At 67.9% G+C, this 17617-nt stretch carries 16 protein-coding genes; 8 read left to right on the forward strand and 8 right to left on the reverse strand.

Going from position 1 to position 17617, the window contains the following annotated elements; genetic code table 11:
* The first annotated feature begins 5 nt into the window (after positions 1-5).
* From RHM57_RS03485 to RHM57_RS03500, 4 genes are all read left to right on the forward strand, one after another.
* Entirely contained in the window at positions 6-989 is a 984-nt protein-coding gene (locus tag RHM57_RS03485; protein WP_134448291.1) for a carbohydrate ABC transporter permease, read from the forward strand.
* Complete coding sequence (locus RHM57_RS03490; RefSeq protein ID WP_322136219.1) at positions 989-1807, forward strand: carbohydrate ABC transporter permease; 819 nt, start codon at positions 989-991, stop codon at positions 1805-1807. The genes RHM57_RS03485 and RHM57_RS03490 overlap by 1 nt, the downstream gene beginning before the upstream one ends.
* A gap of 75 nt (positions 1808-1882) precedes the next feature.
* A complete protein-coding gene (locus RHM57_RS03495) occupies positions 1883-3571 on the forward strand; it encodes an amylo-alpha-1,6-glucosidase (protein WP_322136218.1) in 1689 nt (562 codons plus the stop codon).
* Between the two features lie 17 nt (positions 3572-3588).
* Positions 3589-5517, forward strand: a complete 1929-nt coding sequence (locus RHM57_RS03500; protein WP_322136217.1) for a glycoside hydrolase family 127 protein — start codon at positions 3589-3591, stop codon at positions 5515-5517.
* 94 nt (positions 5518-5611) lie between these two features.
* On the opposite strand, the gene RHM57_RS03505 is transcribed toward RHM57_RS03500, so the two are convergent.
* A complete protein-coding gene (locus RHM57_RS03505) occupies positions 5612-6265 on the reverse strand; it encodes a TetR/AcrR family transcriptional regulator (protein WP_198413436.1) in 654 nt (217 codons plus the stop codon).
* Between the two features lie 124 nt (positions 6266-6389).
* Here RHM57_RS03505 and RHM57_RS03510 point away from each other — a divergent pair, with 124 nt between their 5' ends.
* On the forward strand, positions 6390-7850 hold the full coding sequence (locus tag RHM57_RS03510) for an MFS transporter (RefSeq protein WP_134563969.1): 1461 nt from the start codon (positions 6390-6392) through the stop codon (positions 7848-7850).
* Positions 7851-7909: 59 nt separating this feature from the next.
* Here the strand turns inward: RHM57_RS03510 and RHM57_RS03515 are convergent, their stop codons facing one another.
* On the reverse strand, positions 7910-8590 hold the full coding sequence (locus tag RHM57_RS03515; RefSeq protein ID WP_134558269.1) for a cation transporter: 681 nt from the start codon (positions 8588-8590) through the stop codon (positions 7910-7912).
* A 251-nt stretch (positions 8591-8841) separates the two neighbouring features.
* Here RHM57_RS03515 and RHM57_RS03520 point away from each other — a divergent pair, with 251 nt between their 5' ends.
* Entirely contained in the window at positions 8842-9894 is a 1053-nt protein-coding gene (locus RHM57_RS03520) for an iron-containing redox enzyme family protein (protein WP_322189591.1), read from the forward strand.
* 11 nt (positions 9895-9905) lie between these two features.
* On the opposite strand, the gene RHM57_RS03525 is transcribed toward RHM57_RS03520, so the two are convergent.
* A complete protein-coding gene (locus tag RHM57_RS03525) occupies positions 9906-11180 on the reverse strand; it encodes an MFS transporter (RefSeq protein ID WP_241987485.1) in 1275 nt (424 codons plus the stop codon).
* A 64-nt stretch (positions 11181-11244) separates the two neighbouring features.
* Entirely contained in the window at positions 11245-11655 is a 411-nt protein-coding gene (locus RHM57_RS03530; protein WP_135100929.1) for a GNAT family acetyltransferase, read from the reverse strand.
* A 59-nt stretch (positions 11656-11714) separates the two neighbouring features.
* Between RHM57_RS03530 and RHM57_RS03535 the strand changes: the two genes are divergently transcribed.
* Positions 11715-11999: a helix-turn-helix domain-containing protein gene (locus tag RHM57_RS03535; protein ID WP_134558272.1), complete on the forward strand. Its 285-nt coding sequence runs from the start codon at positions 11715-11717 to the stop codon at positions 11997-11999.
* Positions 12000-12041: 42 nt separating this feature from the next.
* Here RHM57_RS03535 and RHM57_RS03540 read toward each other — a convergent pair whose 3' ends face one another.
* Both RHM57_RS03540 and RHM57_RS03545 read right to left on the reverse strand, forming a co-directional pair.
* Complete coding sequence (locus RHM57_RS03540; RefSeq protein ID WP_134448309.1) at positions 12042-12527, reverse strand: aminoacyl-tRNA deacylase; 486 nt, start codon at positions 12525-12527, stop codon at positions 12042-12044.
* A gap of 51 nt (positions 12528-12578) precedes the next feature.
* A complete protein-coding gene (locus RHM57_RS03545; protein WP_134448311.1) occupies positions 12579-13322 on the reverse strand; it encodes an SDR family oxidoreductase in 744 nt (247 codons plus the stop codon).
* 209 nt (positions 13323-13531) lie between these two features.
* Here RHM57_RS03545 and RHM57_RS03550 point away from each other — a divergent pair, with 209 nt between their 5' ends.
* Positions 13532-14395, forward strand: coding sequence for a helix-turn-helix transcriptional regulator (locus RHM57_RS03550; RefSeq protein WP_322136213.1), 864 nt, complete (start codon positions 13532-13534; stop codon positions 14393-14395).
* 11 nt (positions 14396-14406) lie between these two features.
* On the opposite strand, the gene RHM57_RS03555 is transcribed toward RHM57_RS03550, so the two are convergent.
* The gene (locus RHM57_RS03555) at positions 14407-15333 is read right to left on the reverse strand and encodes a Ppx/GppA phosphatase family protein (RefSeq protein WP_134448313.1); all 927 of its coding nucleotides are present in this window, start codon (positions 15331-15333) and stop codon (positions 14407-14409) included.
* Between the two features lie 36 nt (positions 15334-15369).
* A complete protein-coding gene (locus tag RHM57_RS03560; protein ID WP_322136212.1) occupies positions 15370-17538 on the reverse strand; it encodes an Ig-like domain-containing protein in 2169 nt (722 codons plus the stop codon).
* Between the last annotated feature and the right edge of the window lie 79 nt (positions 17539-17617).

Raw genomic sequence — 17617 nt, forward strand, 5'->3', positions numbered from 1 at the left:
CCACCATGACCACACTTCCTGCCCGCGTCGGGGCCGCACGCCCCGACGCGGGTGGGGCGGTCGGCACATCCGCTCCACTCCCCCCGAAAAAAAGATCGAGGCGAACTTCTTTCGGCACCAGCCAGTGGGTTGCCCTGGCCTTCGTCGCCCCTCTCATCGCCTACCTCATCATCTTCTACGCGTTCCCGCTCTATCGGAACATCGAACTGAGCCTCCACGACTACACCCCGCGCGCCTTCGTGCAGGGCAATGCCGCGTTCGTCGGCATCGAAAACTATGTCGCCGTCTTCGGATCGAAAACGTTCGCCAAGGCGCTGACCAACACGGCGCTGTTCACCGTCGTCTCAATCGCGTTCCAGTTCGGCATCGGCCTCATCCTCGCCGTCTTCTTCCGGAACAACTTCCGACTCAACGGCGTCTTGCGAGGGTTGTTCCTGGTCCCGTGGCTGCTCCCGCTGATCGTGTCCGCGTCGACCTGGTCGTCCATGATGAACTCGGACAACGGGGTGATCAACTCGGCCCTCAGCGTGATCGGGGTCGCACCCGTGAACTGGCTGACCTCGCCCGATCTGGTGCTTGCCTCCGTGATCATCGCGAATATCTGGCTGGGGATCCCGTTCAACCTCGTCGTCCTCTACTCGGGTCTGCAAAACATTCCCGAAGACCTCTACGAGGCTGCCTCCCTCGATGGTGCGAACGCGTGGCAGAAATTCTGGCGGATCACCTTCCCGTTGCTGCGTCCGGTTTCGCTGATCACGATCCTGCTCGGGCTGATCTACACGCTGAAAGTCGTCGACATCATCTGGATCATGACGGCCGGCGGCCCGGGGGATTCCTCGACCACCTTCGCCACCTGGTCGTACCGGGAGGCCTTCGGAACGGGCAACCCCGACTTCAGCCCGGCTGCAGCCGTGGGCAACGTCCTGATCCTGATCGCCCTGATCTTCGGGTTCATCTATCTGCGCATTCAGAACAGGACGGAGAAATAATGTCTCATCGACGCTCCTGGTGGAACACCGCGATCGGACTCCTCCTCACCGCTGTCATGCTCTTTCCCGTGTACTGGATGATCAACGTCTCCTTCACGAAGACAAGCGATCTGCGCGATTCACCGCCCAACCTCTTCCCATTCTCACCGACGCTCGACGGCTACACCGCGGTGCTTTCGCAGCAATTGCCATACCTCGGCACGAGTCTGCTGATCGGCCTCGGCACGGTTGTCGTCACGCTCGTCATCTCCGCGCCTGCCGGCTACGCGCTCGCCAAATTGCGCTTGCGAGGTGCTGCCCCGCTCACGTTCATCCTGCTGGTCGCGCAGATGATCCCCGGAGTCGTGATGGCGATGGGGTTCTACGCCATCTACCTGAACAGCGGACTCCTCAATACCGTCGGTGGCCTGATCCTCGCTGATTCGACGATCGCCGTTCCGTTCGGTGTCCTCCTCTTCACTGCCTTCATGTCCGGTATCCCCAACGAACTCATCCAGGCGGCCACGGTCGATGGAGCAGGACCGTGGCGCACCTTCCGGTCGATCGTGCTGCCCGTGAGCCGGAACTCCGCGATCACGGTCTCCCTGTTCGCCTTCCTGTGGGCGTGGTCCGACTTCATCTTCGCGTCGACCCTCTCCCGGAGCGGGCAATTCCTGCCGATCACCCTGGGTATCTACAAGTACATCGGCAACAACACCTCGCAATGGAACGCGATCATGGCTACCGCAGTCGTCGCGTCGATACCGGCGGCCATCCTGCTCATCGTCGCCCAGCGCTACGTCGCCGCCGGCGTGACCGCCGGCGCAGTAAAGGACTGACTCATTCCAGGCCAGGGCATCACCGTCCCCACACCCAACCCGACCCCGTCGGGGCCTGACCTGCCGGCCTTCGATGTGCGTGACATTCCCTTCAGCGCGAGGGGAGCGTGGTTCGACATCTCGCCCGTCGTTGCGCTGCACACCGTGCATCAGGACCTGCATCTGGTCGCCCACCAGAACGGAATGCACGCGGTCTTCATTCTCGTGCCGCAGGTGGACGGCGTCCGGACGGAGACGACCGTCACGGCCTCGCCTGCACTCCTGTCGTGGACCGCGGCAGAAGGAAAGATCGATGCGGCCTTCGACGGGGTGGCCTGCCTGCGCATCCGCGGTCGCGGCGTCGACCTGACGATTGGCGATGCGTCGACGGGGCTGACTCCGTTCACGGGCTCCTACCTCTTGCGCGACCCGATGGACGGCGCCGCCGTCTTCACCTCCTACGAAACGGGTCGCCGCTACCGGGTCACGAGCCTGCGCGGCGAGCTCGACGTGCACGGCGCCGAGGCCCTCGGTGCGCATGTCCGTGACGTCGTCGTTTCCGGAGCCGACGGCTGGGAAGTGGCGATCGAGGAGTTCGAGTCCGCCCGGCCGAGCTATCGCCCGGCTCTCTCATTCGACCAGGTCGTCCTGTCGACCCGCCAGGACTTCGCGGGGTACCTGGACCGTGTGGCGGGCTGGAGCGACGCGCGCACGCCGACCGCCGCGCTCGCCGGCTACGTGATGTGGTCGGCGACGGTTCGCCCGCTCGGCTTCCTCGAGCACGAATCCATCCTGATGTCCAAGCACTGGATGGACAAGGTCTGGAGCTGGGACCACTGTTTCAACGCGCTGGCCCTGGCCCCCGGCGATCCCGGCGCTGCGCTCGGCCAGTTTCGGCTCATCTTCGACCACCAGGACTCCTCCGGCGCTCTACCCGACTCCGTGACGCACTCAGAAATCCTGTACAACTTCGTGAAGCCGCCGATTCACGGTTGGGCATTCGACAAGCTGCGCCAGCGGATGCCCGACGCCATTCCCGTGGACGTCCTCGCGGCCGTATACGACCAGTTGTCGGCCTGGACGGATTTCTGGCTCAACTCCCGGCGCATCGCCGGGCACGAGCTCGCGCACTACCAGCACGGCAATGACAGCGGTTGGGACAATTCCTCGACCTTCGACCGCGACCGCGTCATCGAGGCCCCCGACCTCGCCGCCTTCCTGATTCTGCAACTCGACACTCTCGCGCGGCTCGCGGACGAACTGGGCCGGGACGACGGAGCCAGCAGGCGCGGCCAGCGTGACTCCATGGCGACCGCCCTGCTGGCCGAGCTCTGGGACGGCGAGCACTTCGTGGCCCGCGCCCCGCTGAGCGGGCGCACGAGTTCCACGACGAGCCTCCTCAACCTGTTGACGATCGTCGCGGCGGATTTCCTACCGGTGGAGGTGCGCGAGCGTGTGGCCGATTCCATCACGGGTCATCTCACCGATTGGGGACCGGCGACCGAGCTGCCCTCATCACCGCTGTACGAATCCGACGGCTATTGGCGGGGCCCGATCTGGGCGCCCTCCACCGTGATCGTCGAAGACGGGTTACGCAGGGCAGGCTTCGCGACACTCGCGGATACCGTCAGCGAGCGCTTTCGCCGCCTCTGCGAAAGGTCGGGGTTCGCTGAGAATTTTGACGCGCTGAGCGGCGACGGTCTCCGCGACCGTGCATACACCTGGACCGCGAGCTCCTACCTCCTGCTCGCGCACGAAGCGTTCATCCGAGCGTCCGACAACTGACCGAAAGAACACGACACATGCCTTCTCTTATCGCACCCCCGACACTCCGCGGAGGCCCCGTGCGGCCGTCGACGAGCGCGCTGCGGGCACTCGGACCGGACGAAGTGTCTCTCACCGGGGGATTCTGGCAGGAGAAGCAAACCCTGAACTCCGAAGTCATCCTCGACCACTGCCAGCGGTGGATGGAGCGGATCGGGTGGATCGGGAACTTCGATCGCGCCGCCAACGGCGCGCTCGGCAGCGACCACGCCGGGATCGAGTTCGTCGACTCCGAAGTGTACAAATTGCTTGAGGCTCTGGCCTGGGAACTCGGACGAAAGCCCGACGCCGATCTCGAATTCAGATACCGCGCCCTGGTCGCCCGTGTCGAGTCGGCCCAGGAGGCCGACGGATACCTGCACACGAGCTTCGGGCGCTCCGGGCAACCGCCGCGCTATTCGAACCTGGAATGGGGACACGAGCTCTACTGCTTCGGGCACCTCATCCAGGCTGCCGTCGCGCGGCTACGGTCCGGTTCCGATGACGAGCTCGTGCGGGTGGCTCGGCGTCTCGCCGACCACGTCTACGGCGAGTTCGGGCCGGACGGTCGTGACGCCGTCTGCGGGCATCCCGAGATCGAGGTCGCCCTCGTTGAATTCTCCCGAGCGACAGGCGAGCCGCGCTACCTCGAACTCGCCCGCATCCTCGTCGAACGTCGTGGGCGCGGCCTGCTCGTACCCGACAGGTTCGGAGCAGAGTATTTCCTCGATGACATGCCGGTGCGGGACGCCACCGTTCTCCGCGGTCATGCGGTGCGTGCGCTGTACCTGGCTTCGGGCGCCCTGGACGTGGCCGTCGAGACCGACGATTCGGCGCTCGCGAGCGCGGTGGCCGCGCAGTGGGACAACACCGTGGCCAGGCGCACGTACATCACCGGCGGCGTTGGATCACACCATCTCGACGAAGCATTCGGCGAAGACTACGAGCTGCCGCCGGACCGCGCCTACGCGGAGACCTGTGCTGGAATCGCATCGGTGATGCTGAGCTGGCGCCTGTTGCTGCAGACCGGCGACGCCAAGTACGCGGACCTCATCGAGCGCACACTCCTCAACAACATCCTCGCCTCCCCGCGCGCCGATGGCCGGGCGTTCTTCTACACCAACACCCTTCACCAGCGCGTGGACGGTACCGTGCCGGAGGAGGATGAAATCAACGCGCGCGCGCAGTCCAGCCTTCGTGCTCCCTGGTTCGAGGTGTCGTGTTGCCCGACGAACATCGCCCGCACCCTGGCCAGCGTCAACCTGTACTTCGCAACCGCAACGGAAACCGGGGTGCAACTGCACCAATACGGCGACTATGACGTCGCGACGAATCTTGCGACCGGCCAGATCGCCCTCGAGGTGAGAACGGGCTACCCGTTCGACGGTACCGTCTCGGTTCACATCCGCGAGGCGCCGGAAGCGGAATCATCGGTCTCCCTGCGCATCCCACGGTGGGCCATCGGCCGCGCCGTCGTCACGGTCAACGGGGCACGAGTCGATTGCTCCGGATCGACGGTCACCATCAGTCGCGCCTTCCGCGCAGGTGATCAATTGACGCTCGACCTGCCGATGGCGCCGCGGGTGACCCACCCGCATCCGTCGATCGACGCGGTCCGCGGAACGGTCGCCATCGAGCGTGGCCCACTCGTGATGTGCCTGGAATCCTGCGACCTCCGGGAGGGACACGACCTCGCAGGCGTGTCCATCGACGATCGCGTCGGCCTGACCGAGACCGTGCGGGGAGCGCGGGTGCACGCGCAGTCAGCCCAATCGCCGAATCCTGACTGGCCCTATGGCCACGACGGCGGGTTCACGGCTGAGAATGCCGCCTGTGACGTCGAGCTCATTCCCTACTTCGACTGGGCGAACCGTGGCCCGTCCACGATGCGCGTCTGGCTCCCGGTCGCGACGCGCCCTGATCATTGAACCGAGTGTGATGCGAGCCCGGTGACAGCCTCGCAACGAGCCGTCGTTCCCAGCTGTTGCCTTCTCGGGAAAACCTGACCCCACCCGGCGGAAGTCAGGGGCGGGCGTCGGGTGCAGGCTCCAGGAGTGCGGCGAAAACGTCGCCGAGTGGACCGGCCAGGTCTCCTGCGGAGGCCGATGACAGGGCCTCCAATCCCGAGGTGGTTCGCAACAGCACGATGCCGAAGCCGACGGACAGGGCGATCTGGGCGCGCAGCATGAGATGCTCGGTTTCGGCGTCATCCGGCCGCCAGCCGGCGGCCGCGGCCAACCGTTCGGCGAAATGACGGAACGTATTACGGCGGATCCGTTCCGCCGATTCATCCCCGGAGGAACGCAAGAGCAGGAGGAGCCCGAGCGGATGCTCACCGCTCGGCAGCTCCGCGAGGTGCCTGAGCATGGTCTGCAGCATCAGCTCAACGGTGTCGCTCTCCGGGATCGGGCGGTCGAGCTCTTCAACGGCACGGGTCAGGCACGCCTCGAAGAGGCCTTCCTTGGATGTGAAATACCGGTTGATCAGTGCCACGTTCACGCCGGCGTCCGTGGCGATGTCCCGGACCGTCGTCGCCGCGTAGCCGTCGTGCGCGAATCGACGCCGTGCCGCCTGCAGCAGGCACTGCCGCGTATTGGCGGCGTCGCGCTGCCGGACGCCGCCCGGGGCGTCGGACTCGGAGGGGGCGGCATCGATGGTCGGCATACCCGGTGTCATGGCATCCTTTCGTTCCCCTCCACGGTACAGGCCGGCAGAACCGATGTAAACATGCTTTGACTTACGGGCGATCATGGCTATGCTGGCCTAAGTCGCCAACTGTTTACATAGCATCCGGAGAGATATGTCCCAAACAACCGAACGGCCGGCCACGGGCTCGATTCCGACGCCCGCCCGTAGCCGAAACAGCACGCTCATCGTCCTCTACCTGTCCCTCGGTGGCCTGGCCTTCTCGGTCCTGCAGTCGCTCGTCGCCCCGGCACTCGCGACGATCGGGAAAGACCTCGGCGCCTCGACCGCCGATGTCAGCTGGATCCTGACGGCGTATCTGCTGTCGGCATCCGTGTTGACGCCCATCCTGGGACGTCTCGGCGATATGGTCGGCAAGCGCCGGATCATGATCGTCGTGCTCGCCCTGCTCCTCGCGGGCACCGTATTGGCGGCGCTCGCCCCCAACCTGGGTGTCCTGATCGTGGCCCGCGTGCTGCAGGGTGCGGCCGGTGCGGTGATGCCGCTTTCGATCGGCATCGTGCGCGATGAACTTCCGCACGAGAAGGTCGGGGTGACCATCGGGTTGCTGTCGGCGATCTTCGGCGTCGGTGCCGGGGTCGGCATCGTCGCCGCGGGACCCATTGTGGAGAACCTGTCCTGGCCGTGGCTGTTCTGGCTGCCGGGAATCCTCGTCGTCATCGCCCTGCTCGGTGTCATCTTCGGGATGCCGGAGTCACCGGTCAAGCGACCCGGCCACCTCGACGTGCTCGGTGCTGTCATCCTGACGGTCGGCCTCGTTTCGCTTCTCCTGGCGATCAGCAAGGGACAGTCCTGGGGCTGGGACTCCGGCAGCACGATCGGCCTCCTGGCCCTCGGCGCCCTCGCCCTCGTCGTGTTCGTGTTCGTCGAGCTGCGGGTGAAGGAACCCCTGATCGACATGCGCCTGTTCAAGATCCGCGGCGTGTGGACGGCGAACGTGGTGGGACTCGTCTTCGGTTTCGCCATGTTCGGCACCTTCGTCCTCGTGCCGACGCTGCTCCAGCTGCCGACCGTGACGGGCTACGGCTTCGGCGAGTCGGTGTCCTCTGCCGGCCTGTTCCTGCTCCCCACCGTGCTCATGATGGTGGTCTTCGGTCCCGTCGCCGGCATCCTCGTGCGCAAGATCGGCCCGAAGCCGCCGATGGTCTTCGGCGCCCTCTTCGTGACCGCCGCATTCGTGATTCCCGCACTCAACCACGCCGAACTCTGGCAGGTCGTCGTGTCGGGCCTGCTCACCGGTGCCGGCATCGGCCTGGCCTTCGCAGCGATGTCCAACGCGATCATCGAGAGCGTGCCGATCCACCAGACCGGAGAGGCGAGCAGCGTCAACACGATTGCGCGCACCATCGGCAGCAGCATCGGCACAGCCGTGATCGCCGCGTTGATCACGTCGCACAGCACCTCGCAGGGCCTGCCCCTGGACGACGCCTTCACGATCGGCTTCTGGGTCTGTGCCGCCGTGGCCGTTGTCGCGATCATCGCAGCGCTCGCAGCGCCGTCGATGAGCAAGCGCCGCGAGCAGGCACTCGCCCTCGGCGTCGAAGACCTCGACTGAACGCAGTGCCCGGACCGGGACCCCTCGGGGACCCGGTCCCTTCGGCTGTCGGAGAGAGCTCAGTCGCAGGGATCGACCGTGCGTTCGCCGGTCAGTGCGGCCACGGGAACGGCGCAGGTGTCGCCCTTCCACGCTTCGATTCCTTCCCGGACCGCGAAGCCGGCGATGAACAGCGCCGCGAGCGAGTCCGCCCACGCCCAGCCGAGCAGGGTATTCAGTAACAGCCCGATCAGAAGAGCGGCCGAGAGGTAGGCGCAGATCAGGGTCTGCTTGGAATCAGCCACGGCTGAAACCGAGCCGAGTTCGGTCCCGGTGCGACGTTCCCACCAGCTCAGGAACGGCATCACGAGCAGGCTGGCCATGGCGAGCCCGATGCCGACCGGGCTGTGCACGGCCTCCCGGACTCCGAAGAGGGACAGGGTGGCGTCGACACTCACGTAGGCGGCGAGCCCGAAGAACGAGAAAGCGATGACCCGCAGGGCGACCCGTTCGCGCTTCTCCGGATCGGGTGCGGAGAACTGCCACGCGATCGCGGCGGCGGACAGGACCTCCACGATGGAATCGAGGCCGAACCCGATCAGCGCGGCCGAGGTGGCGACGGTTCCGGCGGCGAGGGCGATGATGGCCTCGACCACGTTGTAGCTGATCGTGATAGCGACGATCCAGCGGATCCGGCGCTGCAGGACTCCTCTGCGCCGGGGATCCAGGCCGCGCGACGGCGCACCCGTCTCTGGCTTCATGCTCGGGTATCGCGGCAGAATGGAACACGACTCAGCATTCCCTGACTGTATCGCAGAGCATGACGCGTCGGTGAGGAAGCAACATTCGGATGATCGTGACGATTCGCCTTCGGGGTACGTCCTATTAGTGACTGTTCCCAATTCCGATCCGGCGAACAGTCCACGCCTGCCCCCTCTCTACGGTGGAGGGCGTTTGAATCGTCCCGCCGGCCTGCCGGCGCGACTCGATCGCAGTACTGGAACGAGGCTTCATGCTCCCCTCCACCCTTGCCCGTGCGGCCCTGTCGGCCCGCGGCCCGGTCAGCGAGCGGCTCCTCGCCGCGCTCTCCGAGTCCACTGAAACGGGAGGGTCCGGCCTGGCCGGGTTCGAGGCGCTGGCCGCACGTGCCCTCGGCCGAGTCCCGGACATCCTGGTCGACGAGGACCTGCAGCTGACTCTGTTCCTGCTGTACCGCCTGCACTACGACGGTGTCGTGCCGGGCGACGACGAGTGGGAATGGCATCCCGCCCTCCTGGCTGCACGTGTCGTCCTCGAGCGCGGTTTCGAGGCCGCATTGCGGGCCTCGGCGCCGCAGCCTCCGATTCCCGCGGCGACCCGCGACGACGTCGCCCGTGCACTCTTCACCCTGACCGGGCACGAGCACAACCCAGGCCTGGCACTCTACGTGGCGCGCGCGGCCACCGGGCAGCAGGCCGTCGAGTTCCTCGTCCACCGCTCGGTCTACGCGCTCAGAGAGGCGGATCCGTACGCCTGGGGAATCCCGCGCCTGGCCGGCCGGTCCAAGTCGGCACTCATCGAAATCCTTGCCGGTGAATACGGCGGCGGCCGGGTCGAGCGGATGCATTCGGTCCTTTTCGCGGATGCCCTGAGGGCGGCGGGGCTCGAGGGAGACTACGTCGCATCCGTCGACGCGGTGCCGGCTGTCACGCTCGCTTCCGTCAACGCGATTTCGATGTTCGGGCTCAACCGGCGCCTGCGTGGCGCGCTCGTCGGGCACCTGGCCGCGTTCGAGATGACGTCGGCGATTCCCAGCCGCTTGTACTCCGATGGATTCCAGCGCCTCGGTTTCGACGACAGTGTGGCCCGGTACTTCGATGTGCACGTCGAAGCCGGCTTCGCGCGTGAACAATCGGCCTGCCGGGCCCTCGCCGGTTCGCTCGCCGAAGATGACCCGGAGGCGGTCGGCGACATCATGTTCGGAGCGAGCGTGTTCCTGACTCTTGATGACCGTCAGTCGGCGCATCTGCTCGGCAGCTGGGCGGGCGGCTATCCCTCACTGCGAGCGGAGCGGAGCAGCCGGTAGACACGGCATGCTCAGGCAGCAGCGGTGCGGCGGGCGCCGGCGGCCCGGTTGATCGACCAGGTCACGACGACGCCCACCAGGATCATGGTGGCCAGGCCGAGGCCGGAATAACCGACGGCGCCGAGCACCAGACCGGCCAGGGCGCCGCCGAGGGCGCCGGCCGCGTTCATCGACAGGTCGGAGAAGCCCTGCAGGGCCGCCCGGTCATTCAGCCCGACCGCCTCGCCGATGAGGGCTGAGCCCGCGACGACGGATGCCGACCAGCCGAGGCCGAGCAGGATCAGGCCAGCGGTCATGGCGGTGCTCGAGTCTCCCGCGAGCCAGAAAAGCGTGAGCGACGACAACAGCAGGGCCTGGCCGGCGAGGATGACGGGCATCCGTCCTACCCGGTCGGCCAGCCAGCCGAACACGGGGGAGAAGGCGTACATGCCGGCGACGTGGAGGCTGATCGTGAGCCCCACGACGGTGAGGGTGGCGCCGTGCTCGCGCAGGTGCACCGGAGCCATGGACATCAGGGCGACCATCGTGGCGTGGCTCAGGGCGATCACCGCGACGGCATAGCGCGCGGAAGGGGTGGAGCGCAGGATGTCCAGGCCGCCGCGTGGGCGCGGCGCGGCGGAATCCGTCCCCCGGGACCTGAGCGCCGTCAGCAGTGGGTCGGGCCGGAGCCCGACCGTGTACACGATCGCCGCGCCCACCGTGGCGAGCAGGGAGAACGCGAAGGCACCCGTCATCGGGGGCAGGCCGAGGAAGGCGCCGACGACCTCGCCGGGGCCGAACAGGTTCGGTCCGAGAACGGCGCCGATCGTCGTGGACCAGACCACAATCGACAGATCGCGGGCCCGGAAGGCCTGGCTCGCCAGGTCTGTGGCGGCGAATCGGGCCTGCAGGTTGGCGGCCGATCCGGCGCCGAGCATCATCAATGCCAGGAGCAGGAGAGCGAAGACGTTGACGGAGACCGCGGTGATCGCAAGCACGGCGCCGGCGCCGGCAACGAGCGAACCGGTCGCAAGGGAAAGTCGCCGCCCCCTGGCCTGGGCGAGCCGGGCGAGGGGCACGGCGACGAGGGCCGCGCCGAGAGTGCTCATCGTGGCGGCCATGCCCGACCAGGAGCTCGACCCGGAGAGCTGAGCCGCCAGAAGGGCACCGAGGGAGAGTGTCGCCCCCATGCCTATTCCGCCGAGAATCTGCCCCGCGACGAGTACGCCGACGACCTTGCGCTGCAGCGGTCCGTGGGCGGGTTGCCCGGCCAGCGAGGTCTCGGCGGCTGACGGTTCGTTGGACACAGGTGCCTTCCGTTCGTTGCTGATTCCGGCATACCCATAGGGGTATCGATGACAGGCTATCGCTTCAGCGGAGCCATTTCGCGCGAACCTGGACATCGGCATCCTCGTAGCCGAGGCGATCATAGAAGGACAGTACTGCCGCATTGGCCGAGCGGACCATCAGCTGCAGCTTCACGACGCCACGTTCCCGGAGCCAATCCTCCGCGGCGACCATCAGTCGCCGTCCGAGTCCGGTACCGCGGTGGGTGTCGTCGACGGCGAGGTAGTACACCCAGCCTCGGTGGCCGTCGTGGCCGACCATCACGGTTCCGACGAGGGTCTTCCCGTCGAACAGCCCGAGCACGGTCGATGTCTCCCCGGCCAGCGCGCGCAGCAGGTCGAGCTCGGGCGGGTTCCAGGGTCGGGTGAGTCCGGCCTGGTCCCAGAGCGCGGATGCGCTACCGAGGTCCGCCGGAGTCAGATCGGCTATGTGCATGACCCGATTCTTCCACTTCCGGTCGGAGGCTCTTTCGGAGCGCGACAGATGGCGGTTGAATGTCCGCGACAGCCGCTGTGTCACCCAGCCACCGTGCGATGCGGGAGGAACCGATGCTCGAGCATGCGCCGCGCCGAAGCGCCAGGATCGCCGAGGAGATCCGCGGCGAGATGGGGTACCAGGGCCGGACCCTGAAGGAGCTGTCGGCGGCGACCGGAATCTCGATGGCCATTCTGCGTCGACGGCTCACCGGGGAGAAATCGTTCTACGTCGAGGAACTCGAGCGGATCTGTCGCTACCTGAACATCTCCGTGATCGACCTCATCGAACGCACCGAGCTGTAGCCGGCAGCCGGCCGTCGCCGGCGCTGCGGTTACGCGCCGTGGTTACGCCCGCGGCTTGAACGGGTCGGTGATGTCGGCCACGGTTGCGCCGTAAGCGTCGATCAGGGCGTCGGCGTCGACGAATGCGGAGTAACCATGCTCGCCCGCGCCCATCGCGACCCGGTTGCCGCGCAGGCGTTCGTCGGCGAAGACGGGCCAGGGGGTCGTGCTGCCGAGCGGGGTGATGGTGCCGCGGGAGTAGCCGGTCGCCGCCAGGGCGACGTCCTCGTGCGGGAGCGAGAGCTTGTTCACGCCGACGAGTGCGCGCAGCTTCGCCCAGCTGATCTGCCGGTCGCCGGGCACGAGCGCAAAGAGATAGTCGCCGTCATGCCGCTTGACGACGAGCGACTTGACGATGCCGGACGGGTCGATCCCGAGGAGCCGTGCGGCGCTTTCGAGGCTGTCGGCCGCGGGCCGGGGGACGATGTCGATGTCGAGTCCGCGGGCGCGGGCATCCGCCGCCACCCGCTCACGCCCCGTTTCAGTCATGGGGCGAGTCAACCACATGCGGGGTCTGAGCGGTCGGCGACCCCGCCCGGCTCAGTGACCGCCGAGCAGCCGGAGCACCCGGTCGTACGCGCCGTCGGCCTCAGCGAACCGCAGGAACTTCACGTTCTCCACCGTGACCTGCTCGACGTCGGGTTCGGCCTCGAGTATGCCCATAACCTCCGACAGGAAGTCGTCCAGCGGCATGGCCTGCTCGCTGTTCTCCTGGTTCAGGAGCGTCGTGCGGACGGCGGGGGGAATCAGCTCGAGCACCTGCACCGAGGTGCCGGACAGCTGCACGCGCAGGCTTTCGGTCAAGGAGTGGATGGCGGCCTTGGTCGCGTTGTACGTCGGCGTCATCGGCAGCGGAACGAACGCCAGTCCCGAGGACACGTTCATGATGACCGCGTCGGGCTGTCCGATCAGGAACGGCGTGAACGCGCTCAGCATCCGCAGCGGCCCGAGCAGGTTCGTCGTGACCGTCGCTTCTGCGGTCGCCAGAAACCCGGAATCGAGCAGGTTCTCGGGGAGCATGATGCCGGCCATGTTGACCAACACATTGAGCTCGGGGTGCTCGGCGGTCACGGTGCGGAATGCACTCGCTATCGAGTCCGGGTCCGTGACATCGAGAACGAGAGACTCGATGCCGTCGTTCTCGGCGACGATCGCGTCGAGGAGTTCCTGTCGGCGCCCGGCGACGATCACCGTGTTCCCGGCCTGGTGGAAGCGCAGCGCGAGGCCGTGCCCGATGCCGGACGTGCCGCCGGTGATCAGAATGGTGTTGCCTGTGGTCTTCATGGTGTCGCTTTCTCTCATGCGCTCGTCGACGGTGTCGACGGTGCCGGGTGTCAGTTGTCGCGCGGCGTGCGCCGCCGGTGACGGATGCGCGGTGTTACGACTCTGCCGCCTCCTGTCCGCCGGCGGGAGAGGAGCCCTTGTCCACGGACCGGCGATCCCTGTCACCGGTCGCGTTAAGCGGTGATGATGGGGAGATGGACGTACGAGGAATGGACAGACCGGGGCTGGCCGATTTCCTGCGCAAGCGCCGCGAGCTGCTGCAGCCGGAAGATGTCGGTCTCATGAAGGGACCGCGGCGGCGGGCCACCGGCCTGCGGCGGGAGGAAATCGCGAATCTCGCCGGCATGTCCGTTGACTATTACGCCCGGCTGGAACAGCAGCGTGGCCCCCAGCCATCCGACCAGATGCTGGCCGCCATCGCCCGAGGACTCCGCCTGAGCCTCGACGAACGCGACCACCTCTTCCGGCTGGCCGGTCACACGGCGCCCCCGCGGATCCGGCGGACCGACCACATCAGCCCGGCCCTCCTGCGCGTGCTCGACAGGCTCGACGACACTCCCGCCCTCGTGCTGTCCGACCTCGCAGACACCCTGGTGCAGAACCGGCTCGCCACCGCACTTCTCGGGGACCAGACCCGCCATTCCGGCCTGGCCAGGAGCGCCTTCTACCGGTGGTTCACCGATCCCGACGAGCGCCGGTACTACCCGGAGGCCGCCCATGCCCACCAGGGCCGGATCCAGGCCGCAGGTCTCCGGCTGGCGTTGACGGCCGGCGGCCCCGACCACCGGGCCGAACAGATCGTGGCGCGGCTGCTGCACCTCAGCCCGGAGTTCGCGGCCCTGTGGGACCAGCACGAAGTCGCCGCACGCTTCGACGACCACAAGACCATCGTGCATCCCGAGCTCGGCGAGATCGAGCTCGACTGCCAGGCGCTGTTCACCGAGAACCAGGCTCAGACTCTCCTGGTGCTGACGGCCGCGCCCGGCACCCCCGGCTACGACAAGCTGCAACTACTCGCGGTGCTCGGCCAGCAACGATTCGCTCCCGATCCGTCGGCCGCAGCGGGTGCCTAGCCCAGCCGGGGTCAGCCGAGCCGGTCGAGGTAGCGGAGGATGATGCCCTCGCGGAGGGCCCAGGGCGAGACCTCGAGTTCGTCCACCTTCAGGGCGGCCATCGCTGCCTGGAGCACGATCCCGCCCGCCACGATCTGGAATGTGCGGTTGGCGGTGATACCGGGCAGGGCGGGGCGGGCGTCCGCAGGAATGCGGGCCAGCCGGGGTACCCAGTCCGCAAGCTGGGCGCGGCTGAGCAGCATCCGCTCACCCGAACCGAAACCGTCCGAGGTATACCCTGCGAGCTTCGCCAGGGACCTGATCGTCTTGGACGAGCCGACGACGTGGTGCGGGGCCGGCTGTCCGGCGAAGGATGCGACGGCCTCGGCGAGCACGTCGGCCGCGTGTGCGCGCAGGGCCGCAACCTCCTCGGCGAGCGGGGGATCGTGGTGCAGGAATCCCACGGTCGTGCGCCCGGCGCCGAGCGGGACAGAGAGGGCCACCGCCGGTGTCTCATTCGCGCCGGCGGCGATCTCGAGCGACCCGCCGCCGATGTCGAACAGCAGGATGTCCCGAGCCGACCAGCCGTACCACCGTCGCACCGCGAGGAAGGTGAGGCGGGCCTCGTCCTCGCCGGAGAGGACCTGCAGGGCGACGCCGGTCTCCCTCTCGATCGTCGCGAGCAGTTCCGGGCCGTTCGTGGCGTCGCGGAGGGCGGAGGTCGCGAAGGGGAGCAGGTCGTCGACCTCGTGCCGGCTCGCGACGTCGGCCGCGTGCTGCACCGCGGACAGCACGGCAGCGCAGCCCTCCCCGGTGATCGCCCCTTCCGGGGTGAGATACCGCATCAACCGGAGGACGGCCTTGTCGGAAGCCATCGGGACCGGCTGGGCGCCGGCATGGGCGTCGACGACGAGCAGGTGGACGGTATTCGAACCGACGTCAATGACTCCGAGGCGCACAGTCTGACGATACCAAGCCGGAGGACACGTCGTCGCCTACAGGGTGGGCTCAGGGACCACGAAGCGCTGCCATGCCCAGGCGCTGACGCTGAGGGCCGCGAAGAGACCGGAGGCGACCCACATCAGGGTCACGCTGCCCTCGCCGTGCCACAGTCCGACGACGGGGTTCAGCACGGCGAACATGATCGTGAAGGCGGCGAGGGTCAACCCGATCCAGGCGAGCGGCGACCAGGCGACGATGCTGCGCCCGCTCGTGCTGCCGATCGGGATGAGCACGAGAAGCGCCGATCCGATCGCGGTCAGCACGACGCTGTTGGCGACCTCGGCGGCGAGCAGGTCCCCGAAATCCGCGCCGGTCGGCAGTATCCCGAGCACGAGCCAGCCGAGGAGCGCGAGCGCGAGCAGGCTTCCGGCACGCAGCGCCGCAAGCTGGCCGCGATGGATCGCGCTGTGGCCGCTCGAGACGGCGACGCTGCCGAGCAGCCCGAAGAGCAGTGCCGGATGGATCTCGAACGCGCGCGAGCCGAGCGCGGTCACCGCGACGAGCAGCAGGTACCGCGGCAGGAATGTGACGGATGCCGGCACGCCCCACACCCGCGAGCTCCACCACTGCGGCACGAGGGCTCCGACCGTGTTGACGACGATGAGGGCGAGCATGACCGCGAGCAGCAGTCGCAGGAAGGCCGGCTGACTCGACACGGTGCCGGAGAGCATGATGAGCGTCGCTGCAGCGGCGACCGAGGCGGCCGCGATGAGCCAGCGGTTCACGATCACGGTGGGGGCCTTGTCGAATTCCTCCCTCGCCTGGTTGCGGCCGGAGAGGGCGGCCGTGTTCCAGAGCGGGCGGCCGTCCCGTGCCCGCACGATCGTGCCGCTCAGCAAACGGGCGGGAATGACGAGGAGCACGAGGGCGCCGATGGCGAAGAGTACGGCCTCGAGCCAGGAGAAGTCGGCGTTCGCGCCCGGCGGCAGTACCGCGCTCGTGAACTGGGTGGGGTCGTTCCAGCCGCCGGGGAGGGCGGGATCATGTCCGGATGACGAACCGCCGCCCGGTGGTGCCGGTGCGACCGCCGTCGGGGTCGCCGAGGGTGCCGGGGTGGCGGTGGCGCTCTCGGACGGTGTGCCGGGCGCCGACGCCGGAGCCGTGGCTGTCGGGGAGCTGCTCCCTGCCTCGGCAGAGGGCGACGACGACGGAGGGGTGGCCGACGGTGATGCGTCCGGTGCGGGACCGAAGTCGACGCCGAGGCCGGGGCTTCCCTGGCTCTGGTTGCCTGCGGCATCCTGTTGGGCGGCGATCACGAGGTGGTTGCCCGCGGCGACCGTGCCTGTCGCGGTGCAGGCCCAGGCTCCCGCGGCGACGGCGACGGTGCACAGCGAGTACGGGCCGGCGAACACGGTGACGGTGGCGCCGTCCTCACCCGTCCCCGTGTACGTCGACCCCGTCTGGGCCACCCGCGCGCCGGCGGTCGGTGACGAGACGACGGGAGCGGCGGGCCGGTCGAAGTCGAAACGGATACTGAGCGCTGCACTGTCGTTCGACCAGGAGGGCGCGCTGAACCCGGTCTGCTGCGCTGCCGTCACGGTGTGGATGCCGCTGCTCGGCAGGTCAGGGAAGGTGCACGCCCACGCCCCTCCCGTGTCTGCCGTCGCCGGGCAGCTCTCGCCGGTCGACACCGTGGCGACGACGGATGCCCCCGGGTACGCGGACCCCCGGACGGTTCCGTTCGACGCCGGGTTGCCGAGCGGCCCGCCCGTCACGACGGGTTCACCGAGGACGTCGATGGTCTCCTCGGCGGTGAGGCTCGAATCGCCTGTCACGACGACCTTCAGCCGGACGTTCTGCCCGCTCGGGAGGTTTGCGGGGCAGGACCAGTCCGTCGACGGGGTGGCTTCGATGATGCAGAGCGGGTCGCCCTCACCGGGGTTGAGGAGCTGGATCTCCTGATTGGCCGCGCGAGTGCCGGAGACCGTCGTGGTCGAGCGGCCGACGAAGGTATGGGCCGGAGGACTGTCGATCGTGGGGGATGGCGAAAGCGGGGTTGCGGCCGGCCCGCTCGGGGGCGGGGCGGGGGAGGTCGCGGCGCGGGCGGCATCCGTGCCCGGCAGGAAACCGCCGAGGCTCAGGAGCAGAAGCGCCGCGGTGACGAGGAATACCGGCGCGACCAGCCGGATCGGTGACCGGGCGTGACGAAGCGCGATGGGCATCCGCCGCGGCCGTCGACCATGACGGGCCTGCGGCGGGCCGGGGCAAGCGAAACGTGAGCGATGCATAGGTCCCCCCTGC

Source organism: Cryobacterium sp. 10S3, assembly GCF_034344045.1.
GTDB lineage: Bacteria > Actinomycetota > Actinomycetes > Actinomycetales > Microbacteriaceae > Cryobacterium > Cryobacterium glucosi.